The following is a 15,072-nucleotide window of genomic DNA, read 5'->3' as shown; positions in this document are numbered from 1 at the left end:
ATGGAGCAAGCCGCCGTCACGGGCGGCACCACTCTTACCACCACAATGAAGAGGTAGGTCATGAGGAACACAATCACCAGGAAACTGTCCACCGCTGCCACGGGCGGAGTTCTGCTGGCACTGGCACTGACCGGCTGCTCCGGCGGTTCGACCTCCGGATCCGACGCCGAGTCGTCGCCGTCGGGCAGCGAAAGCTCCGGCAGCGGTGAACTTCAGCAGGTAGTGGTGGGGGTGTTGTCCATCGCGCCGTCCTCGGCCATGCAGTACGGCATAGATGAAGGCATTTTCGAGAAGCACGGGCTGGAGATCGAGCTCCAGCGCGGCACCGGCGGGGCAGCCATGCTGCCCGCAGTCTCCACCGGCGACATCCACTTTGCGGTGGGTAACCCGCTGTCGGTCATGGTGGCCAAGGACAAGGGCCTGGATATGAAGATCGTGTCCGGATACTCCAATTCCCTCGCCGAAGACGACGACATCAACGGTGTGGTGGCCCGCGCGGACTCCGGGATCACGTCCTTCGCCGATCTGGAAGGCAAAACCACCACCGTCAACGCGGTCAACACCCAGGGCGATCTCACCATCATGGAAAGCGCCGCCATGGCCGGCGCCGATCCCGAGCAGATCAACTTCAACGAGCTGCCGTTCCAGGATATGGAAGCCGCGCTCGAGCGAGGCAATACGGACGCGGTCTGGCTGCCTGAGCCATTCCTGAGCCGCGCCCTGGCCAATCCCGACTACGTGCTGGTCGGCTATCCGAACCAGGAAGCGATCCCCGGGATGCCCACGATGGTCACGTTTACCTCCGGCCGGTATGCGGAGGAAAATGAGGAGACCGTCACGGCGTTCAAGGAGGCCGTCACCGAAACGCTCACCTCTGCGCAGGCCAACGTCGACGACGTCCGCGCCACCCTTCCGGCGTTCATGGGGATGGACGCGGCAGTCGCCGAGAACCTGAGGATGGAGGAGTTCGACGGCGACCTTCGAAGCGACGAGCTGGATGACTTGGGCGCCCTCATGCTGAAGTACGAGTTTGTGGCAAAGGAACCGGACGTCGATGCCATGACGGTGCAGTAGCGCCATGGAGAATCAGGGGCTGGGATCCTGGATACACCGCCGGCGCCTGAAGTCCGCCGGCCGGACGGCACTGATTTTCCAAGGCCGGGGCATCAGCTACACGGAGCTGGACGAGCGGATCAACCGGCTGGCACAGGCACTGCGTGCCGCCGGTGTGGACCACGGCTCCCGGGTGGCTTTCCTCGGGGATAACCATCCTGCCTTCCTGGAGACGTTTTTCGCCGCCGGAACGCTGGGGGCCGTCTTCGTTCCGTTGAACACCCGCCTGGCGCCGCCCGAAATCCAGTTTGCGCTGCAGGATTCGGGCAGCTCTGTACTGGTGTACACCGGTGCGCTCGCCCGGCTGGCGCAGCTGGGGTCAGCCGGCACCTCGGTGACGGTGCGGCTGGAGGTGGCCGACGGCGCCGCGGTGGCCGACGGCGCCGCGCCGGCCGTCAATCCGGCGGCGGACGAGGCGGCGGGATCGGATGGAGGACAGGTGTCCGACTTCGACGCCGTGATCGCCGGGGCGTCTCCGGACCGGCTGGACCTGCCAGTCGGGGGAGAGGACGGGGCGATGATCCTCTACACCTCCGGCACCACCGGACGGCCCAAAGGCGCCCTGCTGTCCCACGCCAACCTGGCCTGGAACTGCTACAACGTGCTGGTGGACTATGACGTGTCCGGGACGGAGGTCGCACTGATGATCTCCCCGATGTTCCATGTCGCTTCCCTGGACATGGGCGTCCTTCCGGTGCTCCTCAAGGGCGGAACGGTGGTGCTGGAAACCAGGTTCGAACCGGGCCGCACGCTTGCCGCGATTGAACAGTATGGCGCCACCTACATCAGCGGCGTGCCCACCACGTACCAGATGCTGTGTGAACACCCGGACTGGGCCAAGCGGGACATCAGCTCGCTGACCACCATCACCTGCGGCGGATCCGCAGTGCCCCTGCGGGTCCTGGAAGCCTATGAAGCCCGCGGACTGTCCTTCTCCAACGGCTACGGAATGACTGAAACCGCCCCGGGTGCCACGGCGCTTCCCGCCGCCCGGTCCCGGGAAAAGGCCGGTTCCGCCGGATTGCCGCACTTCTTCACGGACGTTCGGATCACGGGTCCGGACGGCGGGGTGCTCCCGGCGGGAGAGGTGGGGGAGATCCAGATTTCCGGCCCGAACGTCATCCGCTCCTATTGGAACCGGCCCGACGCCACTGCGGAAGCCTATGCGGAGGACGCATGGTTCCGGTCAGGGGACATGGGCTATTTCGACGACGACGGGTACCTGTTCATTTCCGACCGGCTCAAGGACATGATCATTTCCGGCGGGGAGAACATTTATCCGGCCGAGGTCGAGCAGGTTATCGCGGAGCTGGAGGCCGTGGCTGCCGTTGCGGTGGTCGGGGTGCCGGACAGCAGGTGGGGCGAAGTTCCCCGCGCGGTCATCAGCCTGCGGGAGGGATACGCGCTGACGGCCGAAGAAGTGCAGGAACACCTCTTCGGCCGCCTGGCCCGGTACAAAGTGCCGCGCACCGTGACAATGGTGGAGGACTTTCCCCGGACGGCGAGCGGGAAGATCCGCAAGGCCGAGCTGCGCCGGCAATACCGGGACTGACGGCAGCGCAATGAAACAGGCGGGGAGCCGATGCTCCCCGCCTGCCGCCGTGATTCTCCCGCCGGGCCTACTGCTCCAGCTTCATGGCCTTGCGCAGGGTCAGCGAGCCGCCGCTCTGCAGAACGGCGCGCCGGTAGATCTTGGCGGCGAAGTTCAGCAGGATGTAGGCCGCGGCCAGCGCGATGGCCAGCGCCGCGAAGGTCTGCCACAGCGGCACGTTCGAGTTCAGCATCCGGATGGGCATGGCCACGGAGGAAATGACGGGCACGAACGAGGCGATGACCAGTAGCTGCCCCTTGGCGAACATACCGGCGAACAGCGCGGCGAAAATGACCGCCATCACCGGGGTGGAGCTGCTGTTCAGGTCCTCGGAACGGCTCGCCATGGCTCCGAGCATCGCCCAGCCGGCGGCCAGGATCAGGAACCCGATCAGGAAGAAGACCAGGAACCAGCCGGACACCGGAATGATGGAACCGACCATGTCCGCCGTCCCCGTCACGTTCAGCGCCAGCAGGGCCACTCCGCCGTACAGTGCCAGCTGGACCACGGCCAGGATGGTGTTGCCGATCACCTTGCCGTAGAGGAGCTGGCGGATGGGGATGGCGGTGGCCAGGATCTCCACCACCCGGTTCTGCTTCTCCTCGAGCACGGAGGTCGCGATGGCCATGCCGAAGAGGATCGTGGCCATGTAGAAGAGGAAGCTGAACGCGAAGCCGACGACGGCGGCAATCCCGGCCTGCTCGGTGTCACCTTCCAGCAGGGCTTCGCCCAGTTCGCTGCCAGCGGTCAGTTCCGCGGCCGTGGTGCCGGCTGCGGCGGCATTGGTGCTGATGACATAGCCGGTCAGGGCCTCGGAGACCGGGCCGCGCAGACCGGAATCGATCTCGTCCTTCCCGGTCAGGGTCCAGCTGCCGTCCTCGTCCTGAAGCAGGGCGGCGTCGGCCTCCTCATCGCGGACTAGCTGCAGGGCGGCGTCCGGGGAGTCGGCCGTTACGGCTTCGAAGGACGTATTTCCGTCATTCTCGGAACCGGCGGCGTCCGCTGCGGCGATGATCTCAGTGGCGGCGGAGTCGGCCACGGCCACCGTGTGGTCCGAGCCGCGCGCGGACATGTAGGCGTTGAAGAGGACGCTGCCCGCGATCAGCAGCAGGGTCACCAGAGTGGACAGCAGGTACGTGCGGTCGCGCATTTTGACCATGACTTCGCGCAGCGTCACGATTGCCCAGGCCGGCGTCGTATCCGGGGCTTCGGGGTCCTGTCCGGGCTTGGCTACGGGGGTGCGGGTTTCGGTGCTCATGCTGTCACCTCACGGTAGATGTCGCTCAGGGAGGGGCGGATGGGGGAGAATTCCTGCACCGTGCCGCGGGTGAGTGCTGCGGTCAGGGTGCGCTGGGCGTGTGCGTCGTCGTCGAACTCCACAAGCGCCGACGGACCGGCGACGTCGATGACGGTGACTCCGGTTTCCTCACGCAGCCAGCCGGCGTCGGGGGAGACCATGATGCGGTGGCGGCGGGGTGCCGAGGCGCGCAGTTCGTCGCCGCTGCCCGCGGCCATCAGGCGGCCGGTCTGCAAGACCACCAGGTTGTCACAGAGCCGGTCCACCAGGTCCAGCTGATGGCTGGAGAAGAGCACCGGGACACCGGCGGAGGTCCGCTCGCGCAGCAGCTCCACCATGGAATCGACGGCGATGGGATCCAGTCCGGAAAACGGCTCGTCCAGGATCAGGACGGTGGGCCGGTGCAGCAGAGAGGCGGCAATCTGCACGCGCTGCTGGTTGCCCAGGGAGAGCGATTCGAGCTTGTCCTTGCTGCGGTCCGCCAAACGAAACCGGTCCAGCAGTTCCAGTGCCTCGCGGCGGGCCGATGACTGGCGCATCCGGTGCAGCTGGCCGAGGTAGACCAGCTGGTCGATGATGGGCTGCTTGGGGTAGAGGCCGCGTTCTTCGGGCATGTACCCGAACTGTGCACGCTGCGCGGCGGTCACGGGGGAGCCGTCCAGCAGCACCTCGCCGGAGGTGGCGGTCAGGACGCCCATGATCATGCGCATGGTGGTGGTCTTGCCGGCGCCGTTCGCGCCCACGAAGCCGGTCATGCCGCCGGACGGAATATCGAATGTGACGTCGTCGACGGCGGTTTTGTCCCCGAAACGACGGGTGAGGTTGCGGACCTGCAGCATGTGCTGCTCCTTTCCCGGAAGGGCCGGGCCTAGTGATGGACTTCTGGATCGAGTCTAGGCAGCTAGGCAGCAAAGCGGATCGGCCGCGGGATGGAGCCTGTTCGGGTCAGCCGGCGGCGGGTTTGTCCCCCGGGAGGATGAGGCCGGACTCGTAGGCGAACACCACTGCCTGTACCCGGTCGCGGACCTGGATCTTGGCCAGCAGGTTGGATACGTGGGTTTTCACGGTGGCTTCGGCCACGAACATGCCCGCGGCGATCTCGGCATTGCTCCGGCCGGCGGCCACGTTCACCAGCACTTCGCGCTCGCGTGCGGTCAGCGAGTCCAGCAGGTTGCGCTGTTCCTCGGAACCGGCCGACGACGGCGGCGTTGTCCCCGGGGCGGAGGGCGCGGCCGGGGCCGCAGCAGTTCCGGCTGGGGCAGCGGCCGGGGCCGCAGCCGGGCGGGCGCCGGAACCGGCAGCCTCGGCGTGTAGCTGCCGGGCGAAGCGCTCGATCACCCTGACCGTCATCTCCGGTGCCAGCAGGGCATGGCCGCCCGCGACGGCGTGGACCGCGGCCACCAGGTCATCCGGATCGGAGTTCTTGAGCAGGAAGCCGCTGGCGCCGGCGCTGATGGCGTCAAATAGGTAGTCGTCACGTTCAAAGGTGGTGAGGATGATGACCTTCGCGGTGCCGGCCTGCACTACCTGCTCGGTGGCGCGGATCCCGTCCAGGACCGGCATCTGCACGTCCATAAGGATGATGTCCACGGGATGTGCTGCGGCGAACTCCACCGCTTCGGCACCGTTGGCGGCCTGGCCCACCACCTCGATTTCATCCTCGACGGAGAGCATCATGGCAAAGCCTGCCCGCAGCAGGGCCTGGTCATCGGCCAGCAGGACCCGGATCGGTTCCATTGCTTACGTTTCTCCCTTTCGGAGGAGTTCTGAAGGCCGCAGAATGCAGCCTTCGGCAACCACGGTAGCGGTCAGCGCACCGGAAAACGGACCCGGACGCGCCAGCCGCCGCCGGACCGCGGGCCGATTTCCGCGGTGCCGCCGTGCAGGTCGGCACGCTCGCGGATGCCTCGGATGCCGAACCCGGAACCGGCGGTGCTGCCGGTCCGCGGCCGGCCATCATCTACGGTTTCCACTTCCACCCAGGCCTGTCCCGCCCCGGTGGTGCCGGTGCGCAGGGCAACGACGGCGGCCCCGGCGGTCGAGTGCCGCCGGACGTTCGCCAGGGACTCCTGAACGGTGCGGTAAATCGAGAGGCCCATTGGTGCGGGAACCCGGTCCAGGGCACCGGGAACATCCCCGGACCGGTGGAAGGACACCGACAGGCCCAGCTGCTCGTGCTCAGCCACCAATGCGGGCAGGTCCGCCAGACCGGGCTCCGGAGCCCGCCGCGCACCGCCGTCGGACTCCGCCCCCGGTTCCTCCCCGGCACGCAGTACGCCGAGGAGGGACCGCATCTGTTCCACCGCTTCACGGGAGGATGCCTCGATGGTCTGCAGGGCGCCCGCGGTTGCCTCGGGTTTTTTCTCCAGCACGCGCCGCGCCGCGCCGGCCTGGACTCCGATCACCGCGATGTGGTGCGCGACGACGTCGTGCAGCTCCCGGGCGATGCGCAGCCGCTCATCCAGCACCGCCTGCCGGGCCAGTTCCGTCGCCTGGACTTCCAGCTGGGCGGACTGCTTGATCAGCAGCTCGCGCTGGTGTGCGCTGCGCCAGGCGCTCATGCCGAACATAATGGCGCCGCCGAAGAAGGCGGCGTTAATGGCCAGGTTATAGAGGGCCAGGGAGACCAGCGGGGGCAGGAATCCGCGGTAGGAGTCATCGCCCTCCATGACCCGTTCCAGCATGCCGTCGTAGGCGTTGGAAACGGTAAAGGAAAGGATGACCCACAGCGCCATCACGGCAATGACTACGGTGGTGCCGAGCCAGAGCATCCTGCGGTCCTTCGCCCAGGCCACCGCGGTATAGAGCGAGGCGAAATAGGCGGCCTGGAAGGTCATCTGAGTGGCGACCATGGGCACCAGCAGTCCCAGGCCCAGGAACGCGGCGCTGCACACCAGCATCACGGCTACCGGGTAACGGCGGCGCACTACCAGGGGCAGAATGATCAGGGCCATGGCCAGGTGCTGGAACCAGGCGGGCTGGGTTTCCCCGGCCAGGGCGCCGATCCCGCGGCTCACCTCCAGGATGAACGCGGAGACCAGCAACAGGATGATGGTGCCGATGAGGTCATGGCGCTGCTGGTCGCGGGTGGGCCCCGGGCGTTCCCAGTCTTCACCGGTGCGCCAGGGAAGCCGGGTAAGCCGGCCTGGCTGGGCCCGTGCGGGCCGTTCCGCGCCGGCGCCGGCCGTGTCGAAGGCCATGGTCTCGATCATGGTGCCCAGTCTAGGAGCTGGACTGCCGGCGGGGACTCCGCCGCAGGGATGAACGACCTACGGCGGATCCGGTAAGTGGATTTCCCGGTGACATACACGGCCGAAGCGGACCAAGAGCGTCGATCCGTCCATGGGTCGAACTACCCATGGGAGCCCCGCCGGCCGCCGTCGTCGTACCGGAACCGGCGTGGTTGGGCCCGTGCCCGCTGTGCTGGAGCGAAAGGAGTGCTTTACTGCGTAGATAGCGGCGGCCGCTACCGGCTGCCGGCCATCAGTGTGGATGACGGGACTCAAAGCATGTTTGTACAGGAAGCACAGGCGATCCTGCCTGAACTGGTGGCCCTGCGGCGGGAGCTGCACCTTGATCCGGAGACCGGAATCAACCTACCCCGGACCCAGGAAAAGGTCCTCGCCGCCCTCGAGGGGCTGGACCTGGACATCACCCTGGGAGTGAAGACCACCTCCGTGGTCGCCGTGCTCCGCGGGGCCGAACCCGGGCCCACCGTCCTGCTGCGCGGGGATATGGATGCGCTGCCGGTGAACGAGCTGACCGATCTGGACTATGCCTCCACCAACGGCGCCATGCACGCCTGCGGCCATGACCTGCACGTCGCCGGCCTGGTCGGCGCCGCCCGCCTGCTCTGCGCCCAGCAGCAGGATCTCGCCGGCAACGTGATCTTTATGTTCCAGCCGGGGGAGGAGGGTCACGACGGCGCGAGCCTGATGATTGACGAGGGAGTGCTCGACGCCGCCGGGGAACGTCCCGTAGCCGCCTACGGCATCCACGTGCGGCCCGGACCGCTGGGAGTCTTCCGCACCAAGCCCGGCACGCTGATGGCCGGTGCGAACGAACTGCGGATCACGGTGAAGGGCTCCGGCGGGCACAGCTCACAGCCGCAGACGGCCATCGACCCGGTTCCGGCCCTCACCGAAATCGCCACGGCGCTGCAGACCATGGCCACCCGCCGGTTCTCCGCGTTCGACCCGATCGTGCTCACCGTGACCCAGCTTTCCGCAGGGGAAGCGATCAATGTCATTCCCGATACCGCCAGTCTCGGCGCCTCGGTCCGCACCCTGTCCGAGGAATCCCTGGATCGGGTGATCGTGGAGTCCAAGGCGCTTGCCGAGGGCATTGCCGGCGCGCACGGCTGCAGTGCGGAGGTGGACTTCACCCTCCGCTACCCGGTCACCCGCAACGACGCTGACCGGACCCGGGAGGCCGTCACCGGGCTGCGGCAGATCTTCGGCGAGGACCGGGTGCTCGAATCCCGGGATCCGCTGATGGGCTCGGAGGACTTCTCGCTGGTGCTAAACGAGGTCCCCGGCACCTTCCTCTTCCTCGGGGCGACGCCGCCGGAGGTCAATCCGGTCACCGCCGCCTGGAACCATTCGCCGCGGGTGGTTTTTGACGACTCGGTGCTGGGGGACCAGGCCGCCGCCCTGGCGCAGCTGGCCTACAACCGGCTCACCTAGGTGGCCGTCCCTTCCCGCACCCCTGCCCCGGCCGGTGCGGGGGTGTTAGCGTCGGGAGCATGTCTGCCGTTGAGAAGGTCCTTGCCCTTGCCGCCCGCCCCGCGCCGCCGACGTCGAAACCCCGGCGCGCTGCCGCCGTCGGGCTCGGGACGTTCCTGGCCTTCGCCGGCACCTCGCACCTGACCTTCGCCCGGCAGGAATTCCAGGCGCAGGTGCCGGGCTGGGTACCGCTGAACGAGGATGCCGTGGTGCTGCTCTCCGGCGTGGCCGAGATCAGCCTGGGCGCGGCGCTGATCCTGCTGCCGAAGCGGCGGGTGCCGGTGGGCCTGGCCGCGGCTGCGTTTTTCATCGCGATTTTCCCGGGCAACATTTCCCAGTACGTCACGCACACGGACGCGTTCGGCCTGGATTCGGACCGGGCCCGCCTGGTGCGGTTGTTCTTCCAGCCGCCGCTGGTGCTGTGGGCGCTGTGGTCCACTGGGGCGTGGAAGGCGCTGCGGGCGGGAACTAAGAAGGGATAACCCGGTCAGGCGCAGGGTCAGCGGGGGACGCACTGGCCCGCAGTTTCTTCTCCCGGGCCTGCGCTTTCGCCTGCTTACTGAGCAGATAACGGGCTTATCCGCGGCGGATAAGCCCGTTATCTGCTCACCGGATGCCGGGTAGCCCCCTGGATCTGTCCAACCGACGGTGGCCTGCCCGTTCATAGTGCAGTAGATGCTGGCTGCCGGCCCGCTAGAGGACATGTACTGCACTAAGAACCGGCCCGGAGTTTCTATCCGGACATTTCAAGCAGTGGCGCCCCGGTTCGCAGTGTGACAACTGCAGCCGTCCCGCAGTTCCATCGGGGATCAGGGCGGATCCCGGAGTGAACCGCAGGCCATGGGATGCGGAGCGGTGGGAGCCCTCCCCTTACGGATGGGATTTGGCTGCCGACTGTATATAGGGGCGTGCACCCGGGAGCCGTCGCGCCTGCGGCACCGGTGTGCACTCCAGCCTAGATCCGCACCGAAGAAATGAAACAGCGAATGCAGCAGCACTCCGGACAGTCCGTCCCTCCGATTCCCGCAGATAAGCAGCCGGAGGAGACCGCACCGGTTCCCGGCCCGATGCTTCCGCCTCCACCGCCCGCCCCGGAGACCGCAGCCGAAGCTGCGCCGGCCATGGGCCCGCAGAAGCGGGGAGACCGTCGCAAGGCTGCCGAACGGACCCGGACGGATAAGCCCCAAACGGACCGGCAGGCGACAAAGCGTAAAGCCGCACGGATCTGGCTGGCGGCCGCCGGCGTCGTACTGCTGGCCGGCGGCGCCGTCGGCGGACATTTCCTGACCGACCCGACCCGGAGCGAGGAATACATCGCGCTCTCGGAAGAATCGGCGCAGCGCCAGTCGATGCTCGAGAAGTCCCAGGACGATTACAGCACGATGAAGGAGGACTATGACAAGCTCTCCAGCGGCATGTACGAACGGGAGAAAAAGGTGGGGGAGCGGGAGGACGCCGTCGCGAAGTCCGAGGCGGACGTGAAAAAGCGCGAATCCGCTGTCACCTCCGCGGAGAAGCAGAAGGCAGCCAACACCATTAGCGACGGAACCTGGACCGTGGGCAGCAACGTCTCGCCGGGTACCTACACAACCGCGGCCGACGTCGGCTCCCGTTGTTACTGGGGTATCTACCGAAGCGGTTCCAACGGTGACGACATCCTGCAGAACGACATCCCCGGCGGTGGCCGGCCCACTGTCACTCTCGCCGAGGGACAGGACTTCAAGTCCAGCAACTGCGGCAAGTGGGTGAAGCAGTAATGATGAATGAATCTGCAACGTCTCAGGACCCTGCTGATGGCGGGGATAGTGCCCGGCTGAACTCCTTGCCGCCGATGCCTCCGGCTCCGCCAGCGCAGTCCGGGCCGCTTCCTCTGCCTCCTGCGGCAATGCCGTTCGGTATGGCGCCGTACCCGCCTACGGTCCAGTTGCCCCCGTCCCGGCGGAACTACGTGTTGTTCGCCGGTGCCGGGCTGGTCGTTGGTCTGGGTGCGGGGCTCCTGCTCGCGCAGATTGACCTGTCCGGGTCGCCCCAGCCTTCCACCGCTCTGGTTGATGCGGTGAGCGAGTGCGCCCTAGAGGGTGCCACAGGCATAGAGCTCGGTGACGGGGGCCAAAGCCTCACGATGAACAGCGAAGGGGAGGACTACTACGCCGAGGGCGCGGACTACGCGGACATTCAGTGTGTTCTCCGCCGAACCGGCATGCCCGATAGCGTCGGCAGTCGGATGGACAACACGAGGGCCTTGGACGGGCGGCAAAGCTCGGAGTGGGACGGCATTTCCGCCTCCTGGAGTTACCACCCGGACTCCGGATCGAATGTGGTCCTGGAGATTATGGCGCCCGCCGAAAAGTAGCCCGCCACGGGCAGCGCCGCCGCTTGGGGTATGCCGCAAACGTCCCCTCCGGGCTTCGGAGGGGACGCTTTCTGTACTATCGACGGAACTGGGGAGCGCTCGCTGCCCGTGCGAACTATTGGGGGACCGACACATGCACATTCCGGAAATACTCACCGAAAAGCAGACCGAAAACGCGGTCACGCTGCTCAAGAACTACTACACCGAACGCGGTTCCAAGGGCAGGGTGCGCACCGGATCCCGCTTCGACACCTGGGCCGGTGGTGGAGACGCACCCGACGTCGTCAACACCATCACGGCCGATGACATGCTGGCGGCGTCGTTCCTTTCGGTCCGCTTTTCCCCGAGGGCTTCGATCGGCATCCTTGAGACGCGCCGGGACGACATTACCGCGCTGCTTGCCCAGATCCCGGCTGATCTGGACCTAACGGCCCTCAATCGCGACGAGGTGGAGAAGGTCCTCGGCGAAGAGAGCCCGGCATGGAAGCTCTGGGATATTCTCCGCGGCAAGGAAGACGGAGGATGGGGGATTGGCTCGACCAAGGCGAGCAAGCTGCTGGCCCGCAAGCGTCCCCGCCTGATCCCGATCTGGGACTCGGTGGTGAAGAGCGAAACGAAGCTGAAGGGCTCCCTGACCCAGTGGGATGACTGGCACGCGGCGCTCACGAAGGACAACGCGGCGCTCGCCCTCCACCTCGACGAAATCCAGCGCCGCGCTGAACTGCCCCACCCCGTTTCACGGCTCCGCGCCATGGACGTGGTGCTGTGGATGCACGGCACCGGTGGCGGAGCTCCCCAGCCCCCGACCGGCGAAGACGAAGAGGCTTAACCCTGAACATGTATCTGCTCACCGGTTGCTGGGTAGCCCCGTTATCTGCTCAGTAGATGCCGCCTGGAGACCGAAGAGGGGCCATCTACTGCACGAATTATGCCCGAACCGCACGCGGGCAGCATCAGCTGCGCGCAGCGTGACTGCCATGAAACCATCCAGTACGTCCTCCGGGCCAGGCAAACTCCATCCAGGAACCGTCGGGTTCCAAGGAGAAGAGGCTTGGGCGCCGCCGGGGGTATTGCGCATTAGGCTACTGGTCGGTACAGTGCAGAAACCGATAATGTCTGGTGTCTTTCGCAGGCAATGCTGCCCCGTGCACAAGGAGATTCAATGAAGAATACTCGCTCCCTCGCAATCGCAGGCACCGCGCTCGCGGTCAGCCTGTTGACCCTACCCGGATGTGCCGCATCCGAGGAAGCGGCTGCCAAGCCCGCCGGCTCCGCCGGCGCGGAGTCGAAGGGAGAGATTGCCTTCTTCACTCCGTCCTCCCAGATCGACGTCGTCGCTGCGCTAGCCGACGGCGTGGTCGAGTACTTCGAGGGTGAGGGGTACACCGTCACCATCCAGGACGCGGGCTTCGACGCGGTGAAGCAGGCCCAGCAGATCCAGCAGGCCATCGACACGCGCAGCATCGTGGGGGCGTGGATCATGCCCGTGGCGCCTGAGACCGCCGCTCAGAGCATCGCGGCGCTGCAGGCGGCGAAGATTCCCGTGGTCGTGGAGGGTCCGCCCATGTCGGTCGGATTAGAGGGACCTCAGCCGGGAATCGCGTTCGACGAGCCGGACTTCATGAAGTACGGGACGATGATCGGCGACACCGCAGCGACGTGCGCCGTTGACGGCGAAGGGCGCGAGGCGCTGTTCCTGATGCCGCCTGATGCCGCCGGCGGCACAGAGCAGGTCATCGGTGCCATCGAGGATTCCTTTGCAGCCGGAGCCCCGGACGTCCCCATCGTCGCAACCGGCGAGGCTGCGGATATTTCGAGTGCACAGACCACCGTCTCGCAGCTCCTCATCGCCAACCCCGATGCGAACGTCATCATTGCGGCGAGCGACGAGACCGCGCTCGGTGCGGCGGGTGCCTTCAAGGCTGCCAACAAGACTCCGGCCTGCATCGTGGCCGGCGGCGGCGGTGACGCGGCCGTGGCCGCGCAGGAGGCCGGAGACATCACGGCGGTCGTCAGCTGGGACTACTCCAGCGCCGTTGACGAGGCCGGAGCAGACCTCATTCGCCTGATCTCTGACCCCACCTCCCAGGGCGGGATCATCGAGACTCCGGTTAAGGCCACGGGCGGTAACTGAATATGGCGCTTGTTACCCGGGCCGACACGGTGAGTCAGCTCTCGCCGAATAACGCCCTGCCCTGGAAGATCCGCGGGCTGCTCCTGATCCGTGACCAAGGCCTCCTGGCACTCTTCATCGCGATCATCATCGTCTTCGCGTTCTGGGGGGCACCGTACTTCCTCACCCTCCCCACCGCTATCTCGATATTGAACGCGGCAGCGATCGCGAGCATCTTCGCCGCGGGTGTCGCTGTGGGGATCATGACGGGAGTGCTGGACCTCTCGGTGCCTGGCACAGCCGCATTGGCCGGCGTCGTCACCGGGCGCCTCCTTCAGGAGGGGCTGCCGGTGGGGGCGGCGATCATGTGCGGCTTGCTGGTGGGACTCGTCGTGGGTCTTGTCAACGCCGTGGTCGTACTCCGGGGGTTCAATCCCCTCATCGTCACCATCGCCATGCTCAGCGTGCTCAGCGGTGCATCGCTCCTGATCGCCGGCAGTTACAACATCTCGGGGCTCACCCAGCTGGTGTTCATGGGAACGCGGACATACTTCGGCATACCCGCACCGGTGTACATCGCGGTGGTCCTCTTCATTATCCTCACTGTGTTCCTCAAGTTCACCCGCGGGGGGGACACGTCTGCTGGCCGTTGGCGGCAGCGCCGAGGCCGCCCGTCGCGTCGGCATCGCGGTTAACTGGTACCGCATCCTCGGCTTCGCGATCTCGGGTCTGTGCGCAGCCCTCGGAGGAATCGTGACGGCGGCCTACATCACGACCGCGGTCCCGAGCGCCAGCGTGGGCACCGTCTTCACCGCAATGACAGCTGTTGCGCTTGCGGGGGTGCCGTTCGTCGGTGGGCGGGGGAGCCTCCCTCGAGTCGGCCTCGGCGTGATCGTGGTAGCGACGATCTCCGCCGGACTGCTGCTGGCGAAGGTGCCGGCGGACTGGTCTTCCGTGGTCACGGGCGTGCTGCTGGTCGGCGGTCTCGGCCTCAACATGTGGACGACAAACACAACGTCAAAGCTCCTTCTCGCCAGCGGCGACGACGGCGCGAAAAGAGGAACACGATGAGCGACGCCGCATTGGAACTGAAGGACATCTCTGTTCACTACGGATATGCGCGCGCCCTGGAGCGAGTGTCCCTGGCTGTCCGGCCAGGCGAGGTCGTCGCGCTGTTGGGCGACAACGGTGCCGGCAAGTCGACGCTTCTGAAGGTCATGTCGGGTGCGCATAGCCCCAGTTCCGGGCAGATCCTGGTGCACGGGCGCCCGGTGGATTTCAAGTCGCCGCGGGATGCTTCCGGGGCAGGGGTCCAGATGGTGTATCAGGATCTCGCACTGGTGGAGGCGATGGATATTGCCGGGAACCTCACCCTGGGCCGGGAGCAACTCATGCGAGGTCCTCTCGGATGGCTCGGCTTTCTCGACCACAAGGCGATGCGGCGCGAGTCGGAGCGCGAACTCGACGAGCTGGGAATCCGGACGGCGCCGGTGACTCGCCCCGTCGAGATGCTGTCCGGTGGACAGCGCCAGGTAATCGCCATTGCGCGCGCCAGCGCCCGCTTGCCCGAACAGGGCATCCTCCTCATGGATGAGCCGACGGCTGCGCTCGGACACGAGCAGACCGAACTCGTCGAGGAGCTCATCCAGGCCCTCGCTGCGCGCGGCACCTCGATCGTCGTGGTCACCCATAACCTTCCCCTCGCCTTCGCCGTGTCCGACCGCACCGTCGTCCTCAACCGCGGGCGCAAGGTGGCAGACACCGCGACGGGGTCAGTCGACAAGGAAAGCGTCATCGGCTGGATCACGGGAGCCTCCGTCCAAGAGGGCATCCTGGCCTCCTGAGCTGCACGCAGAGGGGGAGGCGGGGCGACCAGCGCCT

The 15,072-nt window shown here is 66.6% G+C and carries 15 protein-coding genes; 11 read left to right on the top strand and 4 right to left on the bottom strand.

The window, feature by feature from the left end:
• The first annotated feature begins 60 nt into the window (after positions 1 to 60).
• Both LOC60_RS03650 and LOC60_RS03645 read left to right on the top strand, forming a co-directional pair.
• On the top strand, positions 61 to 1,074 hold the full coding sequence (locus LOC60_RS03650; protein WP_230022136.1) for an ABC transporter substrate-binding protein: 1,014 nt from the start codon (positions 61 to 63) through the stop codon (positions 1,072 to 1,074).
• Between the two features lie 4 nt (positions 1,075 to 1,078).
• Positions 1,079 to 2,665 (top strand): acyl-CoA synthetase, encoded by a 1,587-nt coding sequence (locus LOC60_RS03645; protein WP_230022134.1) that lies wholly within the window; start codon positions 1,079 to 1,081, stop codon positions 2,663 to 2,665.
• 67 nt (positions 2,666 to 2,732) lie between these two features.
• Here the strand turns inward: LOC60_RS03645 and LOC60_RS03640 are convergent, their stop codons facing one another.
• The 4 genes from LOC60_RS03640 to LOC60_RS03625 all read right to left on the bottom strand — a co-directional run bounded on the left by LOC60_RS03640 (position 2,733) and on the right by LOC60_RS03625 (position 7,213).
• On the bottom strand, positions 2,733 to 3,962 hold the full coding sequence (locus LOC60_RS03640) for an ABC transporter permease (RefSeq protein ID WP_230022127.1): 1,230 nt from the start codon (positions 3,960 to 3,962) through the stop codon (positions 2,733 to 2,735).
• Complete coding sequence (locus tag LOC60_RS03635) at positions 3,959 to 4,840, bottom strand: ABC transporter ATP-binding protein (protein WP_230022117.1); 882 nt, start codon at positions 4,838 to 4,840, stop codon at positions 3,959 to 3,961. Before LOC60_RS03635 ends, LOC60_RS03640 begins: the two co-directional genes overlap by 4 nt.
• 106 nt (positions 4,841 to 4,946) lie before the next feature.
• A complete protein-coding gene (locus tag LOC60_RS03630; protein WP_230022115.1) occupies positions 4,947 to 5,738 on the bottom strand; it encodes a response regulator transcription factor in 792 nt (263 codons plus the stop codon).
• A gap of 71 nt (positions 5,739 to 5,809) precedes the next feature.
• Positions 5,810 to 7,213, bottom strand: a complete 1,404-nt coding sequence (locus LOC60_RS03625) for a sensor histidine kinase (RefSeq protein WP_230022113.1) — start codon at positions 7,211 to 7,213, stop codon at positions 5,810 to 5,812.
• Positions 7,214 to 7,510: 297 nt separating this feature from the next.
• Between LOC60_RS03625 and LOC60_RS03620 the strand changes: the two genes are divergently transcribed.
• From LOC60_RS03620 to LOC60_RS03580, 9 genes are all read left to right on the top strand, one after another.
• Positions 7,511 to 8,686: a M20 metallopeptidase family protein gene (locus LOC60_RS03620; RefSeq protein ID WP_230022111.1), complete on the top strand. Its 1,176-nt coding sequence runs from the start codon at positions 7,511 to 7,513 to the stop codon at positions 8,684 to 8,686.
• 59 nt (positions 8,687 to 8,745) lie between these two features.
• Positions 8,746 to 9,207 carry a DoxX family protein gene (locus LOC60_RS03615; protein ID WP_230022109.1) on the top strand — a complete coding sequence of 154 codons (462 nt, stop codon included), beginning with the start codon at positions 8,746 to 8,748 and terminating at the stop codon, positions 9,205 to 9,207.
• Between the two features lie 504 nt (positions 9,208 to 9,711).
• Entirely contained in the window at positions 9,712 to 10,482 is a 771-nt protein-coding gene (locus LOC60_RS03610) for a hypothetical protein (RefSeq protein WP_230022106.1), read from the top strand.
• A gap of 128 nt (positions 10,483 to 10,610) precedes the next feature.
• A complete protein-coding gene (locus tag LOC60_RS03605) occupies positions 10,611 to 11,078 on the top strand; it encodes a hypothetical protein (RefSeq protein WP_230022104.1) in 468 nt (155 codons plus the stop codon).
• A 133-nt stretch (positions 11,079 to 11,211) separates the two neighbouring features.
• Positions 11,212 to 11,907 carry a DUF6308 family protein gene (locus tag LOC60_RS03600; protein ID WP_230022103.1) on the top strand — a complete coding sequence of 232 codons (696 nt, stop codon included), beginning with the start codon at positions 11,212 to 11,214 and terminating at the stop codon, positions 11,905 to 11,907.
• Positions 11,908 to 12,240: 333 nt separating this feature from the next.
• Positions 12,241 to 13,212 carry a sugar ABC transporter substrate-binding protein gene (locus LOC60_RS03595; RefSeq protein ID WP_230022101.1) on the top strand — a complete coding sequence of 324 codons (972 nt, stop codon included), beginning with the start codon at positions 12,241 to 12,243 and terminating at the stop codon, positions 13,210 to 13,212.
• 29 nt (positions 13,213 to 13,241) lie between these two features.
• Entirely contained in the window at positions 13,242 to 13,886 is a 645-nt protein-coding gene (locus LOC60_RS03590) for an ABC transporter permease (protein ID WP_230022099.1), read from the top strand.
• Positions 13,795 to 14,262 carry an ABC transporter permease gene (locus LOC60_RS03585; RefSeq protein WP_331460780.1) on the top strand — a complete coding sequence of 156 codons (468 nt, stop codon included), beginning with the start codon at positions 13,795 to 13,797 and terminating at the stop codon, positions 14,260 to 14,262. The genes LOC60_RS03590 and LOC60_RS03585 overlap by 92 nt, the downstream gene beginning before the upstream one ends.
• Positions 14,259 to 15,035 (top strand): ATP-binding cassette domain-containing protein, encoded by a 777-nt coding sequence (locus LOC60_RS03580; protein ID WP_230022097.1) that lies wholly within the window; start codon positions 14,259 to 14,261, stop codon positions 15,033 to 15,035. Before LOC60_RS03585 ends, LOC60_RS03580 begins: the two co-directional genes overlap by 4 nt.
• Positions 15,036 to 15,072: the final 37 nt, after the last annotated feature.

Source organism: Arthrobacter sp. zg-Y769 (assembly GCF_020907405.1).
GTDB lineage: Bacteria > Actinomycetota > Actinomycetes > Actinomycetales > Micrococcaceae > Arthrobacter_B.
Note: the sequence above shows the minus strand (reverse complement) of the source record. Positions and strands in the feature narration are given on the sequence as shown.

Excerpts from the sequence above, each read along its gene's own strand:
- LOC60_RS03600 (WP_230022103.1), top strand. The coding sequence starts at position 11,212 with ATGCACATTCCGGAAATACTCACCGAAAAGCAGACCGAAAACGCGGTC.
- LOC60_RS03620 (WP_230022111.1), top strand. The coding sequence starts at position 7,511 with ATGTTTGTACAGGAAGCACAGGCGATCCTGCCTGAACTGGTGGCCCTG.
- LOC60_RS03635 (WP_230022117.1), bottom strand. The coding sequence starts at position 4,840 with ATGCTGCAGGTCCGCAACCTCACCCGTCGTTTCGGGGACAAAACCGCC.
- LOC60_RS03605 (WP_230022104.1), top strand. The coding sequence starts at position 10,611 with ATGCCGTTCGGTATGGCGCCGTACCCGCCTACGGTCCAGTTGCCCCCG.
- LOC60_RS03615 (WP_230022109.1), top strand. The coding sequence starts at position 8,746 with ATGTCTGCCGTTGAGAAGGTCCTTGCCCTTGCCGCCCGCCCCGCGCCG.
- LOC60_RS03610 (WP_230022106.1), top strand. The coding sequence starts at position 9,712 with ATGCAGCAGCACTCCGGACAGTCCGTCCCTCCGATTCCCGCAGATAAG.
- LOC60_RS03595 (WP_230022101.1), top strand. The coding sequence starts at position 12,241 with ATGAAGAATACTCGCTCCCTCGCAATCGCAGGCACCGCGCTCGCGGTC.
- LOC60_RS03650 (WP_230022136.1), top strand. The coding sequence starts at position 61 with ATGAGGAACACAATCACCAGGAAACTGTCCACCGCTGCCACGGGCGGA.
- LOC60_RS03640 (WP_230022127.1), bottom strand. The coding sequence starts at position 3,962 with ATGAGCACCGAAACCCGCACCCCCGTAGCCAAGCCCGGACAGGACCCC.
- LOC60_RS03630 (WP_230022115.1), bottom strand. The coding sequence starts at position 5,738 with ATGGAACCGATCCGGGTCCTGCTGGCCGATGACCAGGCCCTGCTGCGG.
- LOC60_RS03645 (WP_230022134.1), top strand. The coding sequence starts at position 1,079 with ATGGAGAATCAGGGGCTGGGATCCTGGATACACCGCCGGCGCCTGAAG.
- LOC60_RS03625 (WP_230022113.1), bottom strand. The coding sequence starts at position 7,213 with ATGATCGAGACCATGGCCTTCGACACGGCCGGCGCCGGCGCGGAACGG.
- LOC60_RS03580 (WP_230022097.1), top strand. The coding sequence starts at position 14,259 with ATGAGCGACGCCGCATTGGAACTGAAGGACATCTCTGTTCACTACGGA.